This is a genomic window from Roseibium sp. LAB1 (assembly GCF_054658235.1).
In genome coordinates, this window is the sequence record NZ_BAAGIB010000001.1 from 383,155 (window position 1) to 405,522 (window position 22,368).

Genomic DNA, 22,368 nt, shown 5'->3' on the forward strand with positions numbered 1-22,368 from the left:
GATCTTACTCCGTTACCTCAAGGCCCATGGAGCGGGCGGAGCCTTCGACCATCAGCATAGCTGCGTCGATGTCGTTGGCGTTCAGGTCCTTCATCTTGGCTTCGGCGATTTCCTTCACCTGAGCCCGGGTCACAGAACCAACCGTGCCACGGCCCGGGGTCTGGGAACCCTTCTGCAGCTTGGCAGCTTTCTTCAGGAAAAAGCTGACCGGAGCCGTCTTCACTTCGAACGTGAAGGACTTGTCGGAGTAGTAAGTAATCACGGTCGGGCACGGAGCGCCCTTTTCAGCATCCTGCGTGGCCGCATTGAAGGCCTTACAGAATTCCATGATGTTCAGACCACGCTGACCGAGCGCCGGACCAATGGGCGGCGACGGAGTAGCGGAACCTGCCGGCACCTGAAGCTTCAGGAAACCTTCGATTTTTTTCGCCATGTTTCTCTCCAGTCATATACAGCTGGATGGCTGTCCAGCTGCTTGGGAGTTGGTGGTCCGGTCCTTATTCGGAACCCGGCGAAGAGTTCCAGAACCTTCCACCCTGTCATCCCGGAAACCGCATCCCGCTGGACACAGAAGCCGGGCTCTCAAGCCGCCCCTCGGGACGGCAAACAGTCAGAGCTTGTCGACCTGACCGAATTCCAGTTCCACCGGCGTTGCGCGGCCGAAGATAGACACTGCCACCTTCAAGCGTGCACGCTCGTCGTCGACTTCCTCGACAAGGCCGGAGAAGGACGCAAACGGACCGTCGGAAACACGCACTTGCTCGCCAACCTCGAAAGTCACCGACGGCTTCGGCCTGTCGACACCTTCCTGCACCTGGTTGATGATGCGCATTGCTTCTTTTTCCGGGATCGGCATCGGTTTTTGATCCGCGCCCAGGAACCCGGTCACCTTCGGCGTGTCCTTGATCAGGTGGAACGCCTCGTTGGTCATTTCCATCTTCACCAGGACATACCCCGGGAAGAACTTGCGCTCGGCATCGACCTTGCGGCCACGGCGCACCTCAACGACCTTTTCCATCGGAACGAGAATTTCCTCGAACAGATCGGACAAACCCTTCTGCTCAGCCTTTTCGCGGATGGACTCGGCGACCTTCTTCTCGAAATTGGAGTAGGCGTGCACAATGTACCAGCGCTTGGCCATGGATCTCAGTTCCGTTTCTTGTTCTTTGTCTTCAAACCGGACAATCGCCCGGGCGGCTGCCTGAAATTAGCCGCCGACTCCCAGAAGATAGCCGATCCCGAAGCCCATCAACTGATCCGCCACGAGAAAAAAGATTGCCGCGATCACAACCATGATGAAAACCATGACTGTGGTCACCGCTGTTTCTTTGCGCGTCGGCCAAGTTACCTTGGACGTCTCCGCACGTACTTCCTGGATGAATTTAAAGGGATTGGTCTTCGCCATTCCGATTCCGGTCTGTTAAATACGAGTGGGCGCGCGAAAAACTTCGCGCGCCTCACTCGAGGAAACTCTTTAAGCCCTCGAGGCAGATTAATCAAGAGCAAATTGGCAGGGGCAGCAGGGTTCGAACCCGCGACCTACGGTTTTGGAGACCGTCGCTCTACCAGCTGAGCTATACCCCTTCAGAAGTCCGCCTGGACGAACTTGCTCCTGATACCCTCTGAAGCCGCACATCGCAAGACTTAAGAGGTGGTCCTGCCGGGCACAAGGCCCGGCAGCCCGAATTCATCTTATTCGATGATGGATGCGACGACGCCGGCGCCGACGGTACGGCCACCTTCGCGGATAGCGAAGCGCAGGCCTTCTTCCATGGCGATCGGCACGATCAGCTCAACGTCCACGGAGACGTTGTCGCCCGGCATCACCATTTCCGTGCCTTCCGGCAGGGACACCACACCGGTCACGTCCGTCGTACGGAAGTAGAACTGCGGGCGGTAGTTGGTGAAGAACGGGGTGTGACGACCACCTTCTTCCTTGGTGAGGATGTAAGCCTCGGCCTTGAACTTCGTGTGCGGGGTAACGGTACCCGGCTTGCAAAGAACCTGGCCACGCTCAACGTCTTCACGACCGATACCGCGGATCAGTGCGCCGATGTTGTCGCCTGCTTCGCCGCTGTCCAGCAGCTTGCGGAACATTTCAACGCCGGTGACCGTGGTCTTCTGCGTGTCCTTGATGCCGACGATTTCAACTTCTTCGCCGACCTTGACGATGCCGCGCTCAACACGACCCGTCACAACCGTACCACGGCCGGAGATCGAGAAGACGTCTTCGATCGGCATCAGGAACGGAAGGTCCTTCGGACGCTCCGGGGTCGGGATGTAGGCGTCGACCTGAGCCATCAGCTCACGGATCGCATCGCGGCCGATGGCCGGATCGCGGTTTTCAACGGCTGCCAGTGCAGAACCCTTGACGATCGGAATGTCGTCGCCCGGGAACTCGTAGGAAGACAGCAGTTCGCGGATTTCCATTTCGACGAGCTCGAGAAGCTCTTCGTCGTCGACCTGGTCAACCTTGTTCATGAACACGACCAGAGCCGGAACACCAACCTGGCGAGCCAGGAGGATGTGTTCGCGGGTCTGCGGCATCGGGCCGTCAGCGGCAGAACACACCAGGATCGCGCCGTCCATCTGCGCTGCACCGGTGATCATGTTCTTGACGTAGTCGGCGTGGCCAGGGCAGTCGACGTGAGCGTAGTGACGGTTTTCCGTCTCATACTCAACGTGTGCCGTGGAGATGGTGATGCCGCGAGCCTTTTCTTCAGGCGCGCCGTCGATTTCGTCGTAAGCTTTTGCAGTCGCACCGCCGGTTTCAGCCAGCGTCATGGTGATTGCTGCGGTCAGCGTCGTCTTGCCGTGGTCAACGTGGCCAATCGTGCCAATGTTAACGTGCGGCTTGTTGCGCTCAAATTTTTCCTTCGCCATCGGCGTCGCTCTCTGTCCAATACTCGGTTCGGTCGAATTAGGTCGAGGCGGGACACGTTCCGGCGCCTTGGACAGATCCGCGAGCGACGAATTGCTTCCCGTTGAACTTCTTGTCAGGATTTCCGGGCGAAAGAGCCTTCCGTTCCGGACACTCCGATCAGCACCCATGATGGAGCGGGTGAAGGGAATCGAACCCTCGTCGTCAGCTTGGAAGGCTGCTGCTCTACCATTGAGCTACACCCGCACAACGAGAGAACCAGGAACGATGGTGGAGGAGGTTGGATTCGAACCAACGTAGGCATAGCCAACGGATTTACAGTCCGTCCCCTTTAGCCACTCGGGCACTCCTCCATCTCGTCCTGCTTCACGCCGAAGCGATCAGGATGGCTTACCGAAGAGCCCGCCCGGAAGGGGCGAGCAATCCCGTGGCGCGTGTTATGCAGATAGGGCCCCGCCCTGTCAACGCCGATTTTGCAAAGAAATGAACAAAATCAGCAGGACGCTCGAAACGGGCGCTTCGAACGTAAGCGATTGCCAAGGCTGACAACTCATCCAGATTGCCGCAGGACGGCCCCGATGTCACGGTTCCCCTGCGTTTTGCTCAAAAACCATGTTCGCCCTGCTCCAGCCTGTGGACAACTTCCAATGCGCCGCCGGTTCGCATGATGCGGACTTTTGCCCCATACGGCTCGCCTGTCGCAGTCGGGAAATCACACCTGGAGCACGTCCGTGCTTGAGCAGATTCTCCTTTTGTTGTATCTACAACACATGTCCGTTTCTCTCAAAGATATCGATTTCCAGCATATGGGCCGGACCTGCCTTGGTCATGCTGCCCGGCGCACCGCCAATCTTCTGACCCGACATTATAATAGACACATGGCGGCTCTCGGCCTGGAACTCACGCAGGCACAGCTCCTGGCCGCCATCGCCGACGGGTCGGCAAATTCGGCAGCGGAGATCGCGCGCTTTCTGGGCATCGACCGGTCGACACTGGCCCGCAACCTGAAGCCTCTCGAGGCAGCCGGTCTCATCTCTCGCCAACAGGGAGGCGGGCGAAAGGTTCTTCCCGTGCTGAAACCGCTCGGCGAAGCAAAGGTGATCGAGATCCACAGCACCTGGCAGAAAGCACAGGAAGAGGTCAGCGCTCTGTTGGGACCGGAAGGGGCGGATGCCGTTCGCGCGCAAATGTCCACGTTGCGAAAGGCCGTCCATATTCTGGAAGACCGGAATTCAATTGCCACTGAGACGGCCTCCCCGTCTAAACCGACCCAGACCTCTGATCCAGGACTCCTGTAATGAGCGACACCTCCACGCTGACCGAAAACGGCAAGACCCACACTCTTGGCACATTGCCCAAAGCGGCCTTTGCCACCATGACCGGTCTCGACATCTTCGAACGCATGATGGCCGGCGAATTGCCCGCCCCGCCGATCATGGTGCACTCCAATATTAGGATGAAGGAGTTCTCCGAAGGTCGCGCCGTCTTCACCGGCCTGCCGGCGCGGGAATTCCTGAACCCGCTCGGGACCGTTCACGGCGGCTGGATTTCCACCCTCATCGATACGGCGCTCAGCTGCGCGGTGCACACGACCCTCAAGCCCGGCGAGTTCTACACCACTACGTCGCTCAACGTGAACATGGTCCGCCCACTGCTTGAAACCAGCGGCGAAGTCATCTGCGAGGGCCGCATCGTTCACCGGGGCTCGCGCCTGGCAACCTCCGAAGGCGATCTGCGGGACGCCAACGGCAAGCTGATTGCCCATGGAACTGTCAGCTGCATGATCCTGAAGCCGTCTTGAGCACCGGCAAATGGATCTCGCACGCCGTCTTTCCCTCTTTTCCTGACGTGTAATTCCCGGTAGAGCTGCGCCATGACGGAAGACAGCAAATCGCCACGCAGCGGCCAGCGCCCGGACAAGGGCCGTGGCTTCAAGAAAAAAACCTTCGGCAAACCGGCACCGCGCCGCCCCGGCTTGCCTCCGGAAGGCCCGGTGCTTCTTTACGGCCTGCACACCGTGGAAGCCGCCTTTGCAAACAAGGATCGCAAACGTCTGAAGCTGTTCGCAACAGACAATGCTGTTCGCCGCCTCGAAGAACGGGGCGTAAAGATCGACGTGCCTGTCGAATCCATGATGCCGCGGGCTCTGGACCGGATGGTGACGAAGGATGCTGTCCACCAGGGCATGATTCTGGAAGCCGATCCCCTGCCCGCCTACGGCGCCGAGCATCTTAAGGGCGCGCGCCTCGTGCTGGCGCTCGACCAGGTGACCGACCCGCACAATGTCGGCGCGATCCTGCGCTCCGCCGTCGCGCTGGATGCCGATGCGGTGGTCACGACCGAACGCCATGCCCCGGAGGAAGGATCCGTGCTGGCGAAATCCGCCTCCGGCGCGCTCGACATGATCAAACATGTCCGGGTCAAGAACATGGCCCGCTTTATTGCCGAGATGAAGGAAGAAGGCTTTTCCTGCATTGCACTCGACAGCGACGGTCCGGCAAGTCTTGAAGATACGCCGTTCAGCGACAGGACCGTTCTGGTGCTGGGCTCTGAAGGCAAGGGCGTGCGCCAGGGCGTGCGCGAAGCCTGTGGCCTGACAGCCCGCCTCGACATGCCCGGTGAAATCCGCTCGCTCAATGTTTCCAATGCGGCAGTTCTATCGCTCTATGTTGCGCGGATGAAGATGGGGCTCTAAGGCCCCACTGCCATCCGAATACGTCTGTCAGACCGCCTCGCCTCGCGCAACTTTCGCGGACCCACCGGCAGTCTGGCCGGCGCGCGTTGCCTCGGATCGCGTCAGGCACGGTGCCAGCAACAGGCTGATGCCAATCATCGGAGCCAGCACCATCAGAGCTGTCCGAATACCGAAGGCATCGGCGAGTGGACCGATAGTAAGCGGCCCGACCAGAAAGCCCAGCAGAGCAACGAAAGAGAGCACGGCGACATTGGAGGCTGCGCTGCCCCCCGGCGCACCGGATGCCGCAGTGACCCCGAGCGGAAACGCGAGCGCTGCGCCTGATCCCAGAATGCCCAGTCCGACAAGCGCAATCGGTGCACTTGGCGCAAGCCAGATCAGGCCCAGCCCCGCCAGCCCGACGAGCGCAAGCACCTGTCCCAGACGTCCGGGTGCTGCGACCTGCCGCAAGCGGTCACCCATCAGCCTGGTGGAGGCAAGGCAGAGCGAGAAGACCGAAATACCCAGCCCTGCCAGCCCCGGATTGGCGGCAAATGCGTCCCTGAGATAAACCGCTGCCCAGTCGGCGACCGCACCTTCCACAAGCGTCGTACCGAAGGTGAAAAAACAGACCCCGAGCAAAATGGGATGCGGCAACCGGAACCCTCGCTGCCCGGAGTGCGCGTGCCCTCCTTCGACCGGCGACGGCAGGGCCAGGATCACCGGCAGAACCAGGGATTGAACAGCAATCGCGATTGCGATCCCGGCCAGAAGTTGCGACAAGGTGAAACCGGCCACAGCCGCCCCCACCAGCGTTCCCGACAGCAATCCGAAGCTCCAGCAGCCATGAGCCCTGCTCATGATCTTGTGATGGGTGCGCGTCTCATAGTCGTCAGCCAGAACGTTGAGCCCAAGTTCCAGAATGGACATGGACCCGCCGACCAATGCCAGAGCCGCCATCAACTGCCATTGGGATGTCGCCAGAAAGGGAAGCAGCATCGCCAGAAGAAAGACCGGATAAAAGATCAATGTGATCCGTTTGGCACCGATCCAGCTGGCGATACGTCCAGCGATCAGCAAGGTTGTCAAAGTGCCGACCGGAGCCCCGATGAGTGCGATCGCCAGCTCGCTGTTGTTCAGGCCGAGAGTTGTCTGAACACCCGGGATATGTGGCAACCAGGCCCCAAGAGCGATCGGCTGAAGATAGAAAATAAGGCAAATACGCTGCGCTTCAGTCATTTAAATCGATCCAACAGGCACACATGCATCCGGACGGAACCACATGTGGCACGGCAAACTTTCCGCTGAGGGTGAAACGGAGATGATGACAAGGCCGGACCATGTCCGGTTTGTCCTGTCGGTCCTCCGGGAAGACGAGAGGAGCTTGCGCCGACAGCGGCAAACCCATTGTTGCAACGCCAATTTATGCGTGCAAATCTGCGTGCACGCAAGCCATCCAAGTTATCGCCCTGTCGGCGGAGGTCCCTTGCGGGATTGCGCGGGACCTTCATATGGCAAGAAGGTCTTCAGCCCGGAAACGTCGAACCCGCTCGGACACCCGGAGGCTACATAGTCGTAATAGATTGCCCGCCCACGGAACGCCCGGCTCTTGTCCGCTTCAAAGAAGAGGCCGTAGCACGCCTTGTTGCAATAAAAGAGGCTGCCCTCCTTCGCGGAAATCCGGCGCGCCCTTCCATCGGTCTCAAGAACCTGCTCTCCTTGCAGCATCCCAGTCATGACATGGCACGCATCACTGCCGAACCTGCTGCGGGATGAATCTCTGATCGCGAACCGTATCGGGATGCCGGTTATTTCCATTCCCGTTCGGTCGAGCCGATGCTGCCATCGATCGCGGGCAAAATGTTGCGGGCGGCCTGACAGGCAGTTGAGAACGTCCCATCCCGACGTGGTTTTGACATTATAAAAGTAGTTTCCGGTTTCGTCCTTCATTCCCCGGCACGGATCCAGCTTGTCTTCAACCGCATTGGTCTTGTCGAACCAGCCCAGTGCGAGAATCGGAAAACCATCCATTGCATAGCCGACCGGCTTCTTGTTCACCTCGACCCAGTCCTTCCCCAGATCCTCGATCAGGCACTTGGGGGCGATGTGATAGTGATAGTCGTCGCCGCGCCCTGCGTGACCGCCGCAAACATCCAGTTCGCCAGATTCGAACGCATTCGGGCGTTTGCCGGTTTTCCGGTCGGCCGGGCCTTGCGTGCTTGGATCGAAGATCGGCACGCCATTGACCGCAACCCCCACCGGTCCAGCCCCCGTTTTCGTCGGCTGGCGCGCAAGAGCCGGGTCCAGAAGTATCTCGTATTCGTAATGATGCACGGAAGGAAACTGCTGGTTCGTCGCCAGGATACCGCGCATCAGAGGGTCTTCGGGGCCCGGCAGCCCGTTGGACGAAAACCGCGCTTTGCCGCCCGAACATGCCAGGTTGCTGACTTCCCCGGTATAGCAGGCGGCATCGCATTTGCACGACGTGATGTCATGCGCCAGCGTTTTGACGGAAGCTGCCGGAAACAGTCCGACAACGAAGAGCAACACAACAGCGATACGCCTGACAGACCAGTCTGATGCCATGTTCTTCACCTCCCGAACGCCTCCACCTCCGACAGGAACTAACATGCGCCCCGTGGAATCAAAAACCACCTGCGCCAGAGATCAGGCAAACCGGCGGGACAGCGGCACTTGACTATCCACAGCGACTACGCAGTTTCCCGAACGAAAAGAACGATTTAGAGGATTTTCCGGAATCAGAATCGAAAAATGCAGATCAGGGCATGGACAAGCGCGCCCAATCTGGTAGAAGCCTTTCCCGGCGCCGGTATAGCTCAGCTGGTAGAGCACGTGATTTGTAATCTCGGGGTCGCGGGTTCGAATCCTGCTGCCGGCACCATTTTCCCAAAACTGTCTGTGTTTCCATCACGTGCCATGCCTTCGGCACGTGCAGGTGCGTATTCCTCAGTCGAGGTGGCGCCTGTAGTTCCGCCACGCGTTCCATCCGCCCTGTCTTTGTTGTAACGACCGGCGGAGAGATTTTCTCATCCGCGCTCGTCTCACCTCCTGCTCACTCTCGTTCCATGTCACGTCGAATGCCGTTCCCACAGCCAATGGCCTCACGCCGGAATCGCGGGAAAATGCCCGCTCGCAGGCAAGATCGAATATGGCTTCGCGCTGTGCATCGTCTGTCATGGACCTGGCGGCGTAGATTGCCATCTGCTGGCAATAACGTGTCCAGGCGAGTGCAAGGGTTTTGGCCGGGGTTTCCAGCCAGCCCATGTGGGTATTTCCGTCGTGATAGAGCTTCTTGTAGAGTGGGCGGTCCAGATAGAGCATCTCTCCCTGTACCGCCTGGCGCACGATCCATGCGCTGTCAGCGAACATGTTGTCGAAACGGTTTCCGGGAACGGTCAGGTCGCGCAGTCTTGCCGGTGACCGGTTGACCGCCCGGAAACTGACACCGGCATAGCTCATTCCGAACACTTGCCTGATCCGCGTTTCCAGATCTCCCGTCACGGATTTGAAGCGGATAACGTGTGCATCCGGCCTGCCGACCGTCTGGATGGCGGAACAGGCGCTTCCGGCCGCCGGGGTCTGTTCCAATAAGTCGACAAGCGCCGCGTAATAGTCCGGCTCAACAGTATCGTCCTGGGGCAGGATAGCGAAATATGGCGTCTTGACCCTTCTGATCAGCCAATTGGTGTTTTCCACCCAGCCAAGCCGAACCGGCTGGTGGCGAACACTGACATTGGCCAAACGCCGGAATGGTTCAAAGACTTCGCGGTCAAAGCCACCGTCGTTCGAAATGACGATGTGATAGTCACGGAAGGCCTGGTCCTCGAGCGATGACAGCACCCGTTCGAGAAATGCCTTCGGACGATAGGCCGGAATGCAGATCGTCAGTCGTGGCCGGCGCCGAAACCGAATTGAAGGAAAGCTCACAGGGAGGAAACTTTGTAAATCTGACGCGCGAGGGCCAGGTCATTTGCCGCTTCAAGGGCCAGCATCGGCGCAGTCGTATATTTGCCCGGATCGAGGCTGCAATAACCTTCGGCCAGGTGGCTGGGCCCAATTCTGCTGCGCTTGTGCAGATCGCTCACGCGATCATCGATATCACTGGCGCCTCTTGCGTCAATAATTCCCCCAATCAACGTTGCTTCATCGATCTCGGACACCTGCAGATATTGAGCAACCTCCGGATAATAGGCAGCAATTGCGGCAACGGATTCGCGAACGATCTCGACCTTTCTGGAAGGCGTAATTTTCGGGGCCGTCAGCAACAGGTCTCGCGTGCTGGCAAGCATCATCGCCGGATACCAGGACAGATACACCCTGCCTGCATCATAGCGCACCAAGTCTCCATAACGTCCCAGCATGAACGTGACATTGGCAAGGTATTCAAGGCAATCCGGCAGCAGAACCGCCATCTTGTAGCGCAGGAACCAGGTGTCATCGTCCGGAAAACCGCTGGCATGATCCAGAAAGCGACGCTGCCCCCAGGCAGCATTGAGCACTCGGCCGAAGGGGCCGTCCGTTCCGTTTTCTCCGACAACCTGCCAGCCGGACCGGCTTGCGACAAAACGGTTTACTTTGTGGTTGGCCTGGAAGTCGATCAGCGGGTGCGTCAGGACCGCAGCGCGAAGAGCACCGGCAATGATGTGGGTGTCGACGGATCGTTCCGGCGTCGCAAAGGCTGCCTCGATCCTTCCCGCTTCCGAACCATAAGGGTGCGATATCAGGCGGTGGAACGAAGGCAGATCCACTTCGCCTAGATAGTCGGCATTTCGCGCGCTCAGCTGCTCGCACAGGATTTCCTGTACCAGTTGGAAGTGCTGTTCGACCTCTCTTGCGGAAAGTTGAGATCCCTCCGGAACGGCATAATCGAATGGCCGCGTGACGGAAGACGCGAAAAGGTCCTGCCCCACCCATCGGGACACGATGGACCGGAACTGAAGCGCGCCATCGATCATTCGCCGGGCTGTCAGGCCCGACCTGTCGCCACCATAAACGAACCCGAGGTGGATCTTGCCTTCATTGACGAAGGAAGCCGCAGTCAGCGGCTCCCCTGCAGCGTCATAAAGCACAATGCGGTTGCCGCGGTCGGCCAGTTCCAAGGCAGCGATCGAGCCCGCAATTCCCGCACCCACGATCGCAATGTCCTGGGACAATGTCATCCTGGATCGGCCAAGTTCATGATTTGAAGCATCATTTCCGGAAATGTCTGCGCTGTCCCGGCACCAACCGGCACTTCGGCTGACGCATGTTATTCCACATCACCGATGTATTTTGCCTGATTGATCAGTTCCTGACATTTGGCTTCGTTGCCTGCATGCCGTTCCTTGTTGGCCTCGTCAAGCAGGGCCCGCATCTTCTCCACGACAGTAATGTCGATTCCGTCACGCTCGGAATGGGTCACGGCATTTTCAACCTTGTCGATGTCGGCCTGACAATCGGCAAGTGCACCATGAGCTCCAACCGTCACCGACGCCACTGCGATAGAGGCACCAAACAGCCATTTCCTTATCTGTGACATGTCGCTTCTCCTTGTGATCGGTCGCGCCGTGCCTGACCGTCAGCACGCTGGAAACGACCGATGTTTCATTGCATCCGGTGATGAAGATCCATCATGATCCAGAGGCTGCCCCCCACCATGATGAAGATGAGCACCGCTGCAAAGGCCAGAAAAAACAGATTTTCAGCCGGGGTCGATTTCAAGTCGATATGCAGAAAAAACACCAGATGAACGAGTACCTGCAGCACTGCGGCAACGGCTATGACGACATAGACGGCCGTGCCCCCAAGCAACCCGCCCCAGACAAGAGCGAAGGGAATGGCGGTCAGCACAACGGCAAGTACGAATCCGGTCAGATAAGTGGACAGGCTGCGTTCAGCGGAATGGTTCATGTGTGCCCCCTATAGAACGCCCGGCAGGTAGACTGCCGAAAAGATCCCGATCCAGACGATGTCGAGAAAATGCCAGAAAAGCCCGAGCCTCATAAGGCGTGAGCGCACCGGAGGTGTCAGGCCCTTGACCATCAACTGGCCGATCATCACCACAATACCGAGCGACCCGAAAGCCACATGCAGACCATGTGTGCCCACAAGCGTGAAGAAGGCGGAGAGAAAACCACTCACGTCCGGTCCGGCACCCTTTGCGATCATGCCCGCAAATTCGTTCAGCTCCATCGCCAGGAACCCGAGCCCGAGCAGCAGCGTGACGATCAGCCACTGGATCACACGGGCTTTCCGGCCGCTCATCAGGGCAATGCTCGCCATCCCGAAGGTCAGACTGGAAACCAGCAGCAAGCCGGTTTCAACGGCAGCACGGCTGAGATCGAAGAGGTCATTCGATGTCGGTCCCGCCGCGGAGTTATTCGAAAGAACCGCGTAAGTGGCAAATAGCAAAGCGAAGATGACCGCATCGGTCATCAGATAGATCCAGAACCCGAATTCTCTCGAATGAAGGGCGTGCTTTTCTTCTTCTTCCAGGATGGTTGCAGCAGACATCGGCCCCTCCCCCTAAACCGTACCGGGCAGCGGTGCGCCAGAGGCGGCACCGCGCGGCACAAAATCGCGCATGTCATGCATGTCAGCCGGCGAGATCTGCGCCAGTCGATCACGCTCGATCCGCGCGACCTCTGCTGCCGGCAGTACGAACTCGCTGTTGTCGTCCGACGCCCTTATGCCGACACAGATGAGGGAGAGCACGAAGCACAAGGCAACCAGCCACCAGATATACCAGACGAACGCAAAGCCGAGCGCAAAGGCCAGTGCACCGAGTACCGGGCCGATCCAGGTATTTTTCGGCATCACGATGTCTTCGTAATGCTGCGGCGGCTGATAGGCCTCACCCCGGATTTTCATGTCATGGAAGGCGTCGATGTCCGTGACCTCCGGCAAAACCGCGAAGTTATAGGCCGCCGGCGGGGAAGACGTCGCCCATTCCAGTGTGCGCCCGTTCCACGGGTCTCCGGTGATGTCCCGGGCCGATCCCCATTTCTTGGCTGAAACATAGAGCTGGATCGCGATACAGGCGATGCCGCACAGGACGAACAGTGCCCCGATTGCCGCCACGATCAGGTAGGGCTGCCAGGTCGGATCAGCGTAGTGTTCCATCCGTCGGCTCATACCCTTGAAGCCCAGTACGTAGAGCGGCATGAAGGCGAGATAGAAGCCGATGATCCAGCACCAGAAGGACCTGATGCCCCACTTGGCGTCGAGCTTGAACCCGAAGGCTTTCGGGAACCAGTAATTCAACCCGGCGAAGTATCCGAACAGCGCGCCTGGAATGAGCATGTTGTGAAAGTGCGCCACCAGAAAGGTGGAATTGTGCATCAGGTAGTCGGCGGGTGGCAGTGCCAGCAGAACCCCGGTCACGCCGCCGATGACGAAGGTCACCATGAAACCGATCGTGTACACCATGGAGGTGTGGAACTCGATCCGGCCCCTGTACATGGTGAACAGCCAGTCGAAGATCTTCACGCCTGTCGGCACCGCGATGATCATCGTTGCGATCCCGAAGATGGCGTTGACATTGGCCGACGACCCCATCGTGAAGAAATGGTGCAGCCACACGGTAAAGGACAGAAGTGCAATACACGCGGTCGCATAGACCAGCGACGTATAGCCGAACAGCCGCTTGCGCGAGAACGTGGCCACCACTTCGGAAAAGATGCCGAAAGCGGGCAAGATCAGGATGTAGACCTCCGGATGCCCCCAGATCCACAGCAGGTTGGCAAACATCATCATGTTGCCGCCGTCACCATTGGTGAAGAAGTGGAAGCCAAGCGTCCGGTCAAGCGTCAATTGTCCGGCGACCACCGTCAATGCCGGGAAGGCAAAGGCTATCAGGATGGAAATGCACAGTGTCGTCCATGTGAACATCGGCATGCGCATGTAGGTCATGCCCGGACAGCGGTTCTTGACGATGGTGACGATGAAGTTGATGCCTGAGAGCGTGCTTCCCACGCCGCTGGTGATCAGTGCCCAGAGCCAGTAATCGACCCCGACACCCGGGCTGTATTCGATGCCGGAATAAGGCGGATAACCGGTCCAGCCGGCTTCCGAAAACTTGCCGACAACCAGCGATACGAGCACCAGCCCCGCACCGGCTGCGGTCATCCAAAGGCTGACCGAATTCAGGAACGGAAAGGCAACATCCCGCGCGCCGATCTGTTGCGGCACGATGATGTTGATCAATCCGGTCAGGAACGGCATGGCCACGAAGAAGATCATGATGGTGCCGTGGGAGGAAAAGATCTGCTCGAAATGCTCCGGCGGAAGATAGCCTTCGCTATTCAGCGAGAAGGCCTGTTGTGCCCGCATCATAAGCGCATCGACGAAACCGCGCACCAGCATCACCAGGGCAAGCACCACATACATGATGCCGATCTTCTTGTGATCGACACTTGTCAGCCAATCGGTCCAGAGGACTTTCCAGGCCCGCAGCCAGGTGATCAGCAGGAACACGGCAACCCCGCCGAAAACGGTAACGGCCGCTCCACCCATGGCCACCCAGGAATAGAACGGCAGAGCCTCTACAGTCAGACGTCCCAGCATCAAACAGCCCCCCGGCAGATGAGTTCGGCGGCCTTGCTTTCGTAAGGGCCGACAATCGGCGCGTATTTGCGCAGGATGATGGAAAAGAGATCCGGCTCGAAAGACGAATAATGACGCACGGGATCGGCAACGCTCTGCTTGTGCAGGTCAACATAGGTCTTGGCATCCAGAACGTCTGTCGACCCCGTCACCTTTTCCTTCCAGGCGGCGAAATCCGCCTCATTAAGGGCATGTGCCTTGAAATGCTGGTCGGAGAAACCGTCGCCGGAATACATCGTGTTGCGGCCGTTGAATGTGCCTGGACCGTCCGCAATCAGGTTGAGTTCGGAGCGCATGCCCGCCATTGCGTAGATCTGGCCGCCGAGTGCTGGAATCATCAGCGAGTTCATGACCGTGTCGGATGTGATCTCGATGGTCAGCGGCCGGTCAGCGGGAAAGGCAAGTTCGTTGACGCTAGCCGTGCCGAGCTCGGGATAGAGAAACAGCCATTTCCAGTCGAGCGCCACGGCCTGCACCTTGAAGGCCGGCTTGTCGGAAGCAAGTGCCTTGTAGGGATCCAGCCTGTGGGTCGCGTCCCAGACAATGGTTCCGATGACAATCACGATTGCCGCCGGAACCAGCCAGACCACTGCTTCAATACCCCAAGATCCGTCCCACTCCGGCGCGTAACCAGCGTTGCTGCCATTGCGCTTGCGATACCGCCAGGCAAACAGGAGTGTAAGCAAAATCGCGGGGATCGCCACGATCATCATGATGCCGAATGCGGCAAAAAGCAGATCCCGTTCCGCCAGCGCAATCGGCCCCTTGGGAAAGAGCACCGGAGCGTCGGACAACGCACAGCCTTGCAACAATGGGAGAATGCATATCAGGCCAACCGTTGCGGCGGACTGTATGGCAGCGCGGACCCTTTGTCCGGGAAGAACAGCGACCATGGCACCCCCTTTGAAAAATGGATAGGGACTGTCTGTAACCAACACTTGCGGCGGCGCGCCCGCCAAGAACGATATGCTTTACTTTTGAAAAGCCTAGCCGAGCCCGCGCGGCATTGAAAGAGCGAAAGTTGCAGAAGCTGGCCGGCACCAGCGAACGGGTCAGCCGGACAGATCGATCAACGCCTTCAGCATGAGGTTCGCCCCCTGCTCGATATCCGACCAGTCGCTGTGTTCTTCAGGGGCGTGACTGATACCAGCCTTGCTTGGAACGAAGATCAGTCCGGAAGGGCAGAAAGACTGCATTGTCTGGGCATCGTGCCCGGCTCCGGACGGCATGCGCCGTGCCGGCAAACCATGACGTTCGGCAAGGCTGACCAGCTTGTCGGCAAGCTCGCTATCCAACGAAACCGGAGACAACCAGCTTCTTTCGCTCTTGTGCAATGTCAGACGATGTCGATTGGCGACAATGTCAGCACTTTCCAGGAAACGCGATTTCAGACCGACCATTATCTCTTCGGAGGTGTCGCGCAGAATCACCGAGAAGACCGCACGGCCTGGTATCGTGTGCGGATGGTTCGGCAAAAGTTCGACATGACCGATAGTGAACCGGCTCTGGTCGGTACCGTGCATATGGATAAGGTCCGGGATAGTTCCGGCAAGTTCGGAAAGCCCGGCAAAGGCATCGGCTCGCAGGTGCATGGGCGTCGTTCCGGAGTGATTGGCAATGCCTGTCAGTTCCAGTTCCATGTAGCAGACACCAGACACTTCCTCGGCAATTCCGATCGGCAGGCCTTCGTCTTCCAGAACTGGCCCCTGCTCGATATGAAGTTCCAGAAACGCTTCGACCGACCCGGCCGGACGGGCAGCTTTCAGAATATCCATCGGCTCGAGCCCGAGACCGGTCATGGCATCGCGCAGCCGGATGCCGTCGGCGTCGACGGCCTGTTCGATCCACGCGGGCGTGATGGCACCGGCGATGGCCTGGGAGCCGAGCATGCCGCCGAAACGGCCTTCTTCCTCCGACGTGGCGGCCACTTCGATTGCGGTGCGAGGCGTAATTCCTGCATCTTTCATGGAGCGGACGCATTCCAGCGCAACACAGGCGCCAAGCGAGCCGTCGAAGGCACCGCCGTTGACCACGGTGTCGAGATGCGATCCGGCCATGACGCATGGCCCATCCGCAGGTCCGTAACGGCCAAACAGGTTGAGCGCGCCGTCTCTCCAGACGGTCAGACCGTCAGCCTTCATTTGCGCCTCGAACCAGTCCCGGCACTCCAGGTCGACGCGGCTAAAGCCCGGGCGTGTGTAACCGCCGGTTTCGGGAACAAAGCCGAAGCGATTCACTCCGTTGAGAAGCGTTTTAAGGCGCTCCGGATCGATACGGATTGCTTGCTGCGGCATCCTTGTTTCCCCCTAATTATCAGCACTTAAGCGTTTATCTGGCATCAAGGGCGCAACCCTCGAGCGAAAATAAATATGAAATAATTATTGCAGCTTTGCAATTAATCATGATTAATTATTCGTCAGAAACAACGAGGGGAATGGTCATGAAAAAGTTCCTAGCCGCGGCTTTCGCCTCGGCCTTCCTCGCCTTTGCACCCCAGGTGCAGGCGCAAACTCCACCAAATGTTCTGGTCGTCGGCCAGATCGCGGAACCCAAGTCGCTCGACCCGCACGCAGTGACAGCGGTGAACGATTTCCGCATCCTGGTGAACATGTATGACGGTCTGGTCCGCTATAAGGACGGTACGCTTGAAGTCGAACCGTCCCTGGCAGAAAGCTGGACCATTTCGGACGACGGCAAGACCTACACCTTCAAGCTGCGTGAAGGCGTCAAGTTCCATGACGGCTCGCCCTTCAACGCCGAAGCGGTGAAATTCAACTTCGACCGAATGCTGAACGAGGAAAACCCGTATCACGATACGGGCCCCTTCCCGCTGGCGTTCTTCTTCTCCACCGTGGAAGACGTGGTCGTCGACAACGAAACCACCGTCACCTTCAACCTCAGCGCCCCCTATGCGCCGTTCCTGTCAAACCTTGCCTACCCGACCGGGCTGATCGTCTCCCCCGAGGCCGTGAAGCAATACGGCAAGGATTTCGGCCGCCATCCGTCCGGAACCGGTGCCTACAAGTTTGCCGAGTGGGACGCCAACGCCAAGGTTGTTGCCATCCGCAACGAAGACTACTGGGACGGTGCCCCAGAACTTGAAGCGCTGATCTACCGCCCGATCACCGACGCCAACACGCGCATTGCCGAAATGCTCTCCGGCGGGCTGGACGTAATGGTCGAAGTGCCGCCCGACAGCCTGCAACAGTTCCGGGACGATTCTACCTTCAAGGTGCTGGAACAGGCAGGACCTCACGTCTGGTTCCTGATCCTCAACGCCCGTGAAGCACCGTTCGACGTCAAGGCTGCGCGCCAGGCCGCCAACTACGCCATCAACAAGAAGGCGCTGGTGGAAAACATCCTGCAAGGCACCGCCGAAGTTGCCGCCGGCCCGACCCCGCCGGCCTTTGCCTGGGCCTATAACGAAAGCCTGGAGCCCTATCCGTATGATCCGGAAAAGGCCAAGGAACTCCTCAAGGAAGCCGAATATAACGGCGAGGAAATCACCTTCTACGTCACCGAAGGCGGTTCCGGCATGCTCGACCCGATTGCCATGGGCACGGCCATCCAGGCCGATCTCCAGGCCGTCGGCATGAAGGTCAAGATCGAAACCTATGAGTGGAACACCTTCCTCGGCAAGGTGAACCCGGGGCTTCAGGGCAAGGCCGCCATGGCGGAAATGGCCTGGATGACCAACGATCCGGACACCCTGCCGTTCCTGGCGCTGCGCACTGAAGCCATGCCGGAACAGGGCGGCTTCAACTCCGGCTACTATTCCAACGCCAAGGTGGACGAACTGCTGGAAAAGGCCCGCGAGGAAACCGATCAGGCCGAGCGCGCCAAGCTCTACAAGGAAATGCAGGAAATCGTCCAGGAGGACGCCCCCTGGGTCTTCGTCGCCAACTGGAAACAGAATGCCGTCACCAAGGCATCGGTCGAAGACTTCAAGCTGCAGCCGTCCTTCTTCCTGATGCTTCAGAAGGTGAAGAAACCTCTGTAAGACGAAGCCTTTCCCGGCGGGCCATGAAAAGGTCTGCCGGGATTTTCGTATCCGGATCTTTCCGGGAGTTCGTGAGTTGCCAAGGCAAGCATAGCGCCACCACAAGACCTCATCCTGAGGAGCGCTTTTTCGCGCGTCTCGAAGGATGGGCGGCATATTCCCGGGCAAGTGGCCCATCCTTCGAGCCAGCGCTTCGCGCTTCCTCAGGATGAGGGACTAGGGATAATCAAGGCCTGAATTTCTGGATCAGATCCGGACCGGAAGGCTGCGCACTCAGAAAGAGGGAGAGACCATTGGCTGCCTATATCGCCAAGCGTCTGCTGGCTGCCATCCCCGTCCTGTTCGGGCTGACGATCATCGTCTTCCTGATCATGGCCATGATCCCGGGCGATCCGGCAACAGCCATCCTCGGGTCCTATGCGACACCGGAAAACGTCGCCAAGCTCAACCGCGACCTCGGTCTCGACAAGACCTTGTTCGAACAATACGTCATCTGGATCGGCAACCTGTTCCAGGGCGATCTCGGCCGGTCCTACACGCTCAACCGCCCGGTGCTGGATGAAGTGATGGAGCGTTTTTCGGCAACGCTTATCCTGGCCGGCACGTCGCTTGTCCTGTGCTCGATATTTGGCTTGCTTGCAGGCATCGTGTCCGCGGTCCGTCAATATGGCTGGGCCGACAAGGTCATCACGCTGCTTGTGCTTATCGGCATTTCCACGCCGTCCTTCTGGCTTGGACTACTGCTTATCCTTGTTTTCGCGGTCAACCTGCGTCTGTTCCCCGCCTCTGGCATGTACGCCATTTATGGCGGCGGTGACCTGCCCGACCTGGTTCATCATCTCACCTTGCCCGCCCTGACGCTTTCGGTGGTCGCGACCGGTGTCATCGCCCGACTGACACGCACCGCCATGCTGGAAGTCCTGAGGCAGGACTACATCCGCACAGCCCGTGCCAAGGGCCTGTCGGAGCGCAAGGTCATCTACAAGCACGCCTTCAAGTCCGCTCTGGTCGGTGTCGTGCCGGTCATCGGTATCCAGGCAGGCTTCGTCATCGGCGGCGCGGTCTATATCGAGACCGTGTTTCAATGGCCCGGCATCGGCTCCATGCTCGTGACCGCCATTTCCACCCGCGACCTGCTGCTGGTTCAGGGCGGCGTTCTGGTGGTTGCGGCCGCCTATGTTCTCTTCAATCTGCTCGCGGACGTGGTGCAGACCATTCTTGACCCGAGGTTGCGCTGATGAGTGACACGACCATGAGCGCCCCGTCGAAAGCGAAGCCCAAGTCCTCTCGTCCTGGAACAGTGGCGCTGCTGCTCAACAATTCGCTGGCAACCAGCGGCCTGATTGTCCTGGTGCTGATCTGTCTCATCGCTCTGGCAGCGCCGATCCTGCCGCTGGCGAACCCGGACGTCACCGCGCCTGCGGATCGTCTCCTGCCGGTCTTCACCGAGGGCCACCTGCTCGGCACCGATCATCTCGGCCGGGATATCCTGTCACGGTTGATCTGGGGCACGCGCGTGTCCCTCGCTGTCGGACTTTCGGCCACGATCATCGCCGCCTTTTTCGGCTCGCTCCTGGGGCTGGTTGCGGGATACGCGGGTGGGCGAACGGATACGCTGATCATGCGCGGCATCGATATGGTAATGGCGTTTCCCTATATCCTGCTGGCGCTGGCCATTGTCGCCGTGCTTGGCCCGGGCCTGCTCAACGCGCTTTATGCCATTGCCCTCGTCAACATCCCTTTCTTTGCCCGAAATATCCGCGGCATCACGCTTGGGCTATCCCGGCGGGAATTCGTCGATGCGGCACGGCTGTCCGGCAAGTCACCGGTGCAGATCCTGTTTCTGGAAATTCTGCCTAACGTGTTGCCGGTCATCGTCATCACCATGTCGACCACCGTCGGCTGGATGATCCTGGAAACGGCCGGCCTTTCCTTCCTTGGCCTTGGCGCGCAGCCGCCCCAGGCCGACCTCGGCTCCATGCTGGGTGAAGGGCGCAAGATCCTCTTCACCGCACCTCATGTATCGATCATCCCAGGGCTGATGATCTTCGCGCTGGTCATGAGCATCAATCTCTTTGGCGACGGGGTACGTGACATCCTCGACCCGCGCCTGCGCGCCGGGTCCCTGACCAGGCCGGTCTCGCGCACGGCTGTACACAGGAAGGCTGATGACATTCCCGCACCGTCCGAAAAGGGCGGTGTCCTGGATGTTCGGCAGATGCGTACGGAATTCCAGATCGGCAGTTCGGTTTACAAAGCTGTCGGCGGTGTCGATCTGAACCTGAAAGAAGGCGAATGCCTGGGTATCGTCGGAGAATCCGGTTCCGGAAAATCGGTCACCGCCATGTCCATCATGGGGCTTGTGCCGACACCTCCCGGGCGAATATCCGGCGGCGCGGCCTATCTGGACGGTGAGGACCTCTTTGCCGCAAGCGACCGGCGCATCCGGGATCTTCGAGGTGGCTCGGTCGCCTATGTCTTCCAGGATCCGTTATCGACGCTACACCCGCTGTTTACCGTTGGCGATCAATTGACCGAAGCCATCACCACCCACCAGCCCATGTCCGGCTCAAAAGCGCGGGAAAAGGCCATCGAGCTTCTGTCGTTGGTGCGCATTCCGAATGCCAAGGAACGACTCTCCGCCTATCCGCACGAACTTTCCGGTGGCATGCGCCAAAGGGTCTGTATCGCCATGGCACTGGCGAACGATGCCAAGGTGCTGATTGCGGACGAACCGACAACCGCGCTCGACGTGACCGTGCAGTCGCAGATCCTGACGCTGATGAACGGTCTGCGCCGGGAACGCAATGCGGCGATCCTCTTCATCACCCATGACTTCGGTGTCGTCTCCGCCCTGTGTGACCGGGTAGCGGTCATGTATGCGGGCCGGATCGTCGAAACGGGAACGACGGAAGAAGTTCTGGCCAACCCGCGCCATCCCTACACCGCCAAGCTGATTGAATGTGTGCCGGTTCTGGGAGAACCGGAGCGGCGTCTGGATGCAATTGAGGGTCGCCCACCCGTGGTCAACAATCTGCCGGACGGCTGTGCCTTTGCAGCGCGCTGCCCGCACGCACAGGCGTCCTGCCGCACCGGAGAGATCGACCTTGAAATGTCCTCGCAAACCCGAGGTGTCCGTTGCCTCTTTCCGCTGAACTCCGGAGCGACCGCATGACCGAAAGGAACCACGCTCCGATGGACACCGAAGCACTTTTGGCCATTCAGGATGTCGAGCGCGTTTTCGGTGGTGGACGGAAGCTCTTCGGCGGACACCTGCCGGCCGTCCACGCGGTTCAGGGCCTCAGCCTGGATGTCAAGAAAGGCGAAACCCTGGGGGTTGTCGGCGAATCCGGCTGCGGCAAGTCCACGCTCGCCCGCCTCGTGGTGGGGCTAGACCTGCCGACGTCCGGTTCAATTACCTTCAACGGCGAAGACCTGACACGGCTTGCGAAGAAGGACCGGAACGCTCTTGCCCGCAAGGTCCAATATGTGTTTCAGGACCCGGTTGCCTCTCTCAATCCGCGCAAGACCATCCGCACGATCCTGGAAGCTCCGCTCAAGCATCTGACCAATCTGAATGGAGCTGCCCGCGAGGAGCGTCTCGCCGAACTTCTTCAGGCGGTCAACCTGGCGCCGGAGTTCCTGGAGCGCTATCCGCATGAATTTTCAGGTGGCCAGGCACAGCGGATCGGCATTGCCCGTGCGCTGGCGGCAGGACCGGAGCTGATCGTGCTTGATGAGCCGGTGTCCGCCCTGGATGTGTCCGTGCAGGCCCAGGTGTTGAACCTGCTGGACAAGCTGAAGGACGACTTCGGCCTCACCTATATCTTCATCAGCCATGACCTGTCGGTGGTCGAAAGCGTCAGCGACCGGGTGGCGGTCATGTACTTCGGCCGGATGGCCGAGCTTGGCCCTGCCAAAGAGATCTTCCGCAAGCCGCTCCATCCTTATACGGACCTTCTGATGCGCTCCGCACCCGCACCCGGTCGGCACGATCTGATGTCGGAAGATGCCTCGGCGGAATTGCCTGATCCTTACAATCCACCAGAAGGCTGCGCCTTTGCCGCACGCTGCGCACACCGCACCGATATCTGCGTTGCCGGCAAACCGTCACCGAACGAGGCCAAAGGCGGCAACAACCACATTGCGGCTTGCTATCACCCACTCGGAAAGGCATAGGCTTCCCGAAAACAAGGCATTGCAGTTTAA

21 protein-coding genes and 4 tRNA genes are annotated in these 22,368 nt (G+C 59.1%); 8 read left to right on the forward strand and 17 right to left on the reverse strand.

Annotation, left to right across the window (positions count from 1 at the left end):
• Positions 1-4 precede the first annotated feature (4 nt).
• The 7 genes from rplK to ACYQ54_RS01855 form a co-directional block, all read right to left on the reverse strand.
• Positions 5-433: a 50S ribosomal protein L11 gene (rplK, locus tag ACYQ54_RS01825; RefSeq protein ID WP_168688158.1), complete on the reverse strand. Its 429-nt coding sequence runs from the start codon at positions 431-433 to the stop codon at positions 5-7.
• Between the two features lie 177 nt (positions 434-610).
• The gene (gene nusG / locus ACYQ54_RS01830) at positions 611-1,141 is read right to left on the reverse strand and encodes a transcription termination/antitermination protein NusG (protein WP_006936469.1); all 531 of its coding nucleotides are present in this window, start codon (positions 1,139-1,141) and stop codon (positions 611-613) included.
• Positions 1,142-1,207: 66 nt separating this feature from the next.
• Positions 1,208-1,405 carry a preprotein translocase subunit SecE gene (gene secE, locus ACYQ54_RS01835; RefSeq protein ID WP_006936470.1) on the reverse strand — a complete coding sequence of 66 codons (198 nt, stop codon included), beginning with the start codon at positions 1,403-1,405 and terminating at the stop codon, positions 1,208-1,210.
• 103 nt (positions 1,406-1,508) lie between these two features.
• Positions 1,509-1,584: transfer RNA gene (locus ACYQ54_RS01840), tRNA-Trp, on the reverse strand.
• Positions 1,585-1,692: 108 nt separating this feature from the next.
• On the reverse strand, positions 1,693-2,883 hold the full coding sequence (tuf, locus tag ACYQ54_RS01845; protein WP_460078751.1) for an elongation factor Tu: 1,191 nt from the start codon (positions 2,881-2,883) through the stop codon (positions 1,693-1,695).
• Between the two features lie 170 nt (positions 2,884-3,053).
• Positions 3,054-3,127 (reverse strand) — tRNA-Gly (locus ACYQ54_RS01850).
• Positions 3,128-3,149: 22 nt separating this feature from the next.
• Positions 3,150-3,234: transfer RNA gene (locus tag ACYQ54_RS01855), tRNA-Tyr, on the reverse strand.
• 417 nt (positions 3,235-3,651) lie between these two features.
• Between ACYQ54_RS01855 and ACYQ54_RS01860 the strand changes: the two genes are divergently transcribed.
• The 3 genes from ACYQ54_RS01860 (at position 3,652) to ACYQ54_RS01870 (ending at position 5,576) form a co-directional block, all read left to right on the forward strand.
• A complete protein-coding gene (locus ACYQ54_RS01860) occupies positions 3,652-4,179 on the forward strand; it encodes a MarR family winged helix-turn-helix transcriptional regulator (RefSeq protein ID WP_460078765.1) in 528 nt (175 codons plus the stop codon).
• Positions 4,179-4,682, forward strand: a complete 504-nt coding sequence (locus ACYQ54_RS01865; protein WP_460078767.1) for a PaaI family thioesterase — start codon at positions 4,179-4,181, stop codon at positions 4,680-4,682. Before ACYQ54_RS01860 ends, ACYQ54_RS01865 begins: the two co-directional genes overlap by 1 nt.
• Positions 4,683-4,754: 72 nt before the next feature.
• The gene (locus ACYQ54_RS01870; protein WP_460078770.1) at positions 4,755-5,576 is read left to right on the forward strand and encodes a TrmH family RNA methyltransferase; all 822 of its coding nucleotides are present in this window, start codon (positions 4,755-4,757) and stop codon (positions 5,574-5,576) included.
• 27 nt (positions 5,577-5,603) lie between these two features.
• Here ACYQ54_RS01870 and ACYQ54_RS01875 read toward each other — a convergent pair whose 3' ends face one another.
• Complete coding sequence (locus ACYQ54_RS01875; protein WP_460078772.1) at positions 5,604-6,794, reverse strand: MFS transporter; 1,191 nt, start codon at positions 6,792-6,794, stop codon at positions 5,604-5,606.
• A 222-nt stretch (positions 6,795-7,016) separates the two neighbouring features.
• On the reverse strand, positions 7,017-8,141 hold the full coding sequence (locus ACYQ54_RS01880; protein ID WP_460078774.1) for a YHYH protein: 1,125 nt from the start codon (positions 8,139-8,141) through the stop codon (positions 7,017-7,019).
• A 240-nt stretch (positions 8,142-8,381) separates the two neighbouring features.
• Between ACYQ54_RS01880 and ACYQ54_RS01885 the strand changes: the two genes are divergently transcribed.
• Positions 8,382-8,457: transfer RNA gene (locus tag ACYQ54_RS01885), tRNA-Thr, on the forward strand.
• Positions 8,458-8,522: 65 nt separating this feature from the next.
• On the opposite strand, the gene ACYQ54_RS01890 is transcribed toward ACYQ54_RS01885, so the two are convergent.
• From ACYQ54_RS01890 to ACYQ54_RS01925, 8 genes are all read right to left on the reverse strand, one after another.
• Positions 8,523-9,503: a glycosyltransferase family 2 protein gene (locus ACYQ54_RS01890; RefSeq protein WP_460078775.1), complete on the reverse strand. Its 981-nt coding sequence runs from the start codon at positions 9,501-9,503 to the stop codon at positions 8,523-8,525.
• Positions 9,500-10,735 (reverse strand): FAD-dependent oxidoreductase, encoded by a 1,236-nt coding sequence (locus ACYQ54_RS01895; protein WP_460078777.1) that lies wholly within the window; start codon positions 10,733-10,735, stop codon positions 9,500-9,502. Before ACYQ54_RS01895 ends, ACYQ54_RS01890 begins: the two co-directional genes overlap by 4 nt.
• Before the next feature lie 89 nt (positions 10,736-10,824).
• A complete protein-coding gene (locus ACYQ54_RS01900) occupies positions 10,825-11,094 on the reverse strand; it encodes a hypothetical protein (protein ID WP_460078779.1) in 270 nt (89 codons plus the stop codon).
• 65 nt (positions 11,095-11,159) lie between these two features.
• Positions 11,160-11,465, reverse strand: a complete 306-nt coding sequence (gene cyoD, locus ACYQ54_RS01905; RefSeq protein ID WP_460078780.1) for a cytochrome o ubiquinol oxidase subunit IV — start codon at positions 11,463-11,465, stop codon at positions 11,160-11,162.
• A 9-nt stretch (positions 11,466-11,474) separates the two neighbouring features.
• Positions 11,475-12,068, reverse strand: a complete 594-nt coding sequence (cyoC, locus tag ACYQ54_RS01910; protein ID WP_460078783.1) for a cytochrome o ubiquinol oxidase subunit III — start codon at positions 12,066-12,068, stop codon at positions 11,475-11,477.
• A 12-nt stretch (positions 12,069-12,080) separates the two neighbouring features.
• Positions 12,081-14,120: a cytochrome o ubiquinol oxidase subunit I gene (cyoB, locus tag ACYQ54_RS01915; RefSeq protein WP_460078785.1), complete on the reverse strand. Its 2,040-nt coding sequence runs from the start codon at positions 14,118-14,120 to the stop codon at positions 12,081-12,083.
• Complete coding sequence (gene cyoA / locus ACYQ54_RS01920) at positions 14,120-15,052, reverse strand: ubiquinol oxidase subunit II (RefSeq protein WP_460078786.1); 933 nt, start codon at positions 15,050-15,052, stop codon at positions 14,120-14,122. Before cyoA ends, cyoB begins: the two co-directional genes overlap by 1 nt.
• 159 nt (positions 15,053-15,211) lie before the next feature.
• Positions 15,212-16,453 carry an allantoate amidohydrolase gene (locus tag ACYQ54_RS01925; protein WP_460078788.1) on the reverse strand — a complete coding sequence of 414 codons (1,242 nt, stop codon included), beginning with the start codon at positions 16,451-16,453 and terminating at the stop codon, positions 15,212-15,214.
• 146 nt (positions 16,454-16,599) lie between these two features.
• On the opposite strand from ACYQ54_RS01925, the gene ACYQ54_RS01930 reads away from it, so the two are divergent.
• From ACYQ54_RS01930 to ACYQ54_RS01945, 4 genes are all read left to right on the forward strand, one after another.
• Positions 16,600-18,159, forward strand: a complete 1,560-nt coding sequence (locus ACYQ54_RS01930) for an ABC transporter substrate-binding protein (RefSeq protein WP_460078790.1) — start codon at positions 16,600-16,602, stop codon at positions 18,157-18,159.
• 293 nt (positions 18,160-18,452) lie between these two features.
• Complete coding sequence (locus ACYQ54_RS01935; RefSeq protein ID WP_460078792.1) at positions 18,453-19,397, forward strand: ABC transporter permease; 945 nt, start codon at positions 18,453-18,455, stop codon at positions 19,395-19,397.
• Complete coding sequence (locus ACYQ54_RS01940; protein ID WP_460078795.1) at positions 19,397-21,334, forward strand: dipeptide/oligopeptide/nickel ABC transporter permease/ATP-binding protein; 1,938 nt, start codon at positions 19,397-19,399, stop codon at positions 21,332-21,334. Before ACYQ54_RS01935 ends, ACYQ54_RS01940 begins: the two co-directional genes overlap by 1 nt.
• Entirely contained in the window at positions 21,331-22,338 is a 1,008-nt protein-coding gene (locus ACYQ54_RS01945) for an ABC transporter ATP-binding protein (protein WP_460078796.1), read from the forward strand. Before ACYQ54_RS01940 ends, ACYQ54_RS01945 begins: the two co-directional genes overlap by 4 nt.
• The last annotated feature ends 30 nt before the right edge of the window (positions 22,339-22,368 follow it).

Bases quoted from the DNA above. Each gene is read 5' to 3' on its own strand.
- rplK (WP_168688158.1), bottom strand. From the start codon at position 433: ATGGCGAAAAAAATCGAAGGTTTCCTGAAGCTTCAGGTGCCGGCAGGT.
- nusG (WP_006936469.1), bottom strand. From the start codon at position 1,141: ATGGCCAAGCGCTGGTACATTGTGCACGCCTACTCCAATTTCGAGAAG.
- secE (WP_006936470.1), bottom strand. From the start codon at position 1,405: ATGGCGAAGACCAATCCCTTTAAATTCATCCAGGAAGTACGTGCGGAG.
- tuf (WP_460078751.1), bottom strand. From the start codon at position 2,883: ATGGCGAAGGAAAAATTTGAGCGCAACAAGCCGCACGTTAACATTGGC.
- ACYQ54_RS01860 (WP_460078765.1), top strand. From the start codon at position 3,652: ATGTCCGTTTCTCTCAAAGATATCGATTTCCAGCATATGGGCCGGACC.
- ACYQ54_RS01865 (WP_460078767.1), top strand. From the start codon at position 4,179: ATGAGCGACACCTCCACGCTGACCGAAAACGGCAAGACCCACACTCTT.
- ACYQ54_RS01870 (WP_460078770.1), top strand. From the start codon at position 4,755: ATGACGGAAGACAGCAAATCGCCACGCAGCGGCCAGCGCCCGGACAAG.
- ACYQ54_RS01875 (WP_460078772.1), bottom strand. From the start codon at position 6,794: ATGACTGAAGCGCAGCGTATTTGCCTTATTTTCTATCTTCAGCCGATC.
- ACYQ54_RS01880 (WP_460078774.1), bottom strand. From the start codon at position 8,141: ATGGCATCAGACTGGTCTGTCAGGCGTATCGCTGTTGTGTTGCTCTTC.
- ACYQ54_RS01895 (WP_460078777.1), bottom strand. From the start codon at position 10,735: ATGACATTGTCCCAGGACATTGCGATCGTGGGTGCGGGAATTGCGGGC.
- ACYQ54_RS01900 (WP_460078779.1), bottom strand. From the start codon at position 11,094: ATGTCACAGATAAGGAAATGGCTGTTTGGTGCCTCTATCGCAGTGGCG.
- cyoD (WP_460078780.1), bottom strand. From the start codon at position 11,465: ATGAACCATTCCGCTGAACGCAGCCTGTCCACTTATCTGACCGGATTC.
- cyoC (WP_460078783.1), bottom strand. From the start codon at position 12,068: ATGTCTGCTGCAACCATCCTGGAAGAAGAAGAAAAGCACGCCCTTCAT.
- cyoB (WP_460078785.1), bottom strand. From the start codon at position 14,120: ATGCTGGGACGTCTGACTGTAGAGGCTCTGCCGTTCTATTCCTGGGTG.
- cyoA (WP_460078786.1), bottom strand. From the start codon at position 15,052: ATGGTCGCTGTTCTTCCCGGACAAAGGGTCCGCGCTGCCATACAGTCC.
- ACYQ54_RS01925 (WP_460078788.1), bottom strand. From the start codon at position 16,453: ATGCCGCAGCAAGCAATCCGTATCGATCCGGAGCGCCTTAAAACGCTT.
- ACYQ54_RS01930 (WP_460078790.1), top strand. From the start codon at position 16,600: ATGAAAAAGTTCCTAGCCGCGGCTTTCGCCTCGGCCTTCCTCGCCTTT.
- ACYQ54_RS01940 (WP_460078795.1), top strand. From the start codon at position 19,397: ATGAGTGACACGACCATGAGCGCCCCGTCGAAAGCGAAGCCCAAGTCC.
- ACYQ54_RS01945 (WP_460078796.1), top strand. From the start codon at position 21,331: ATGACCGAAAGGAACCACGCTCCGATGGACACCGAAGCACTTTTGGCC.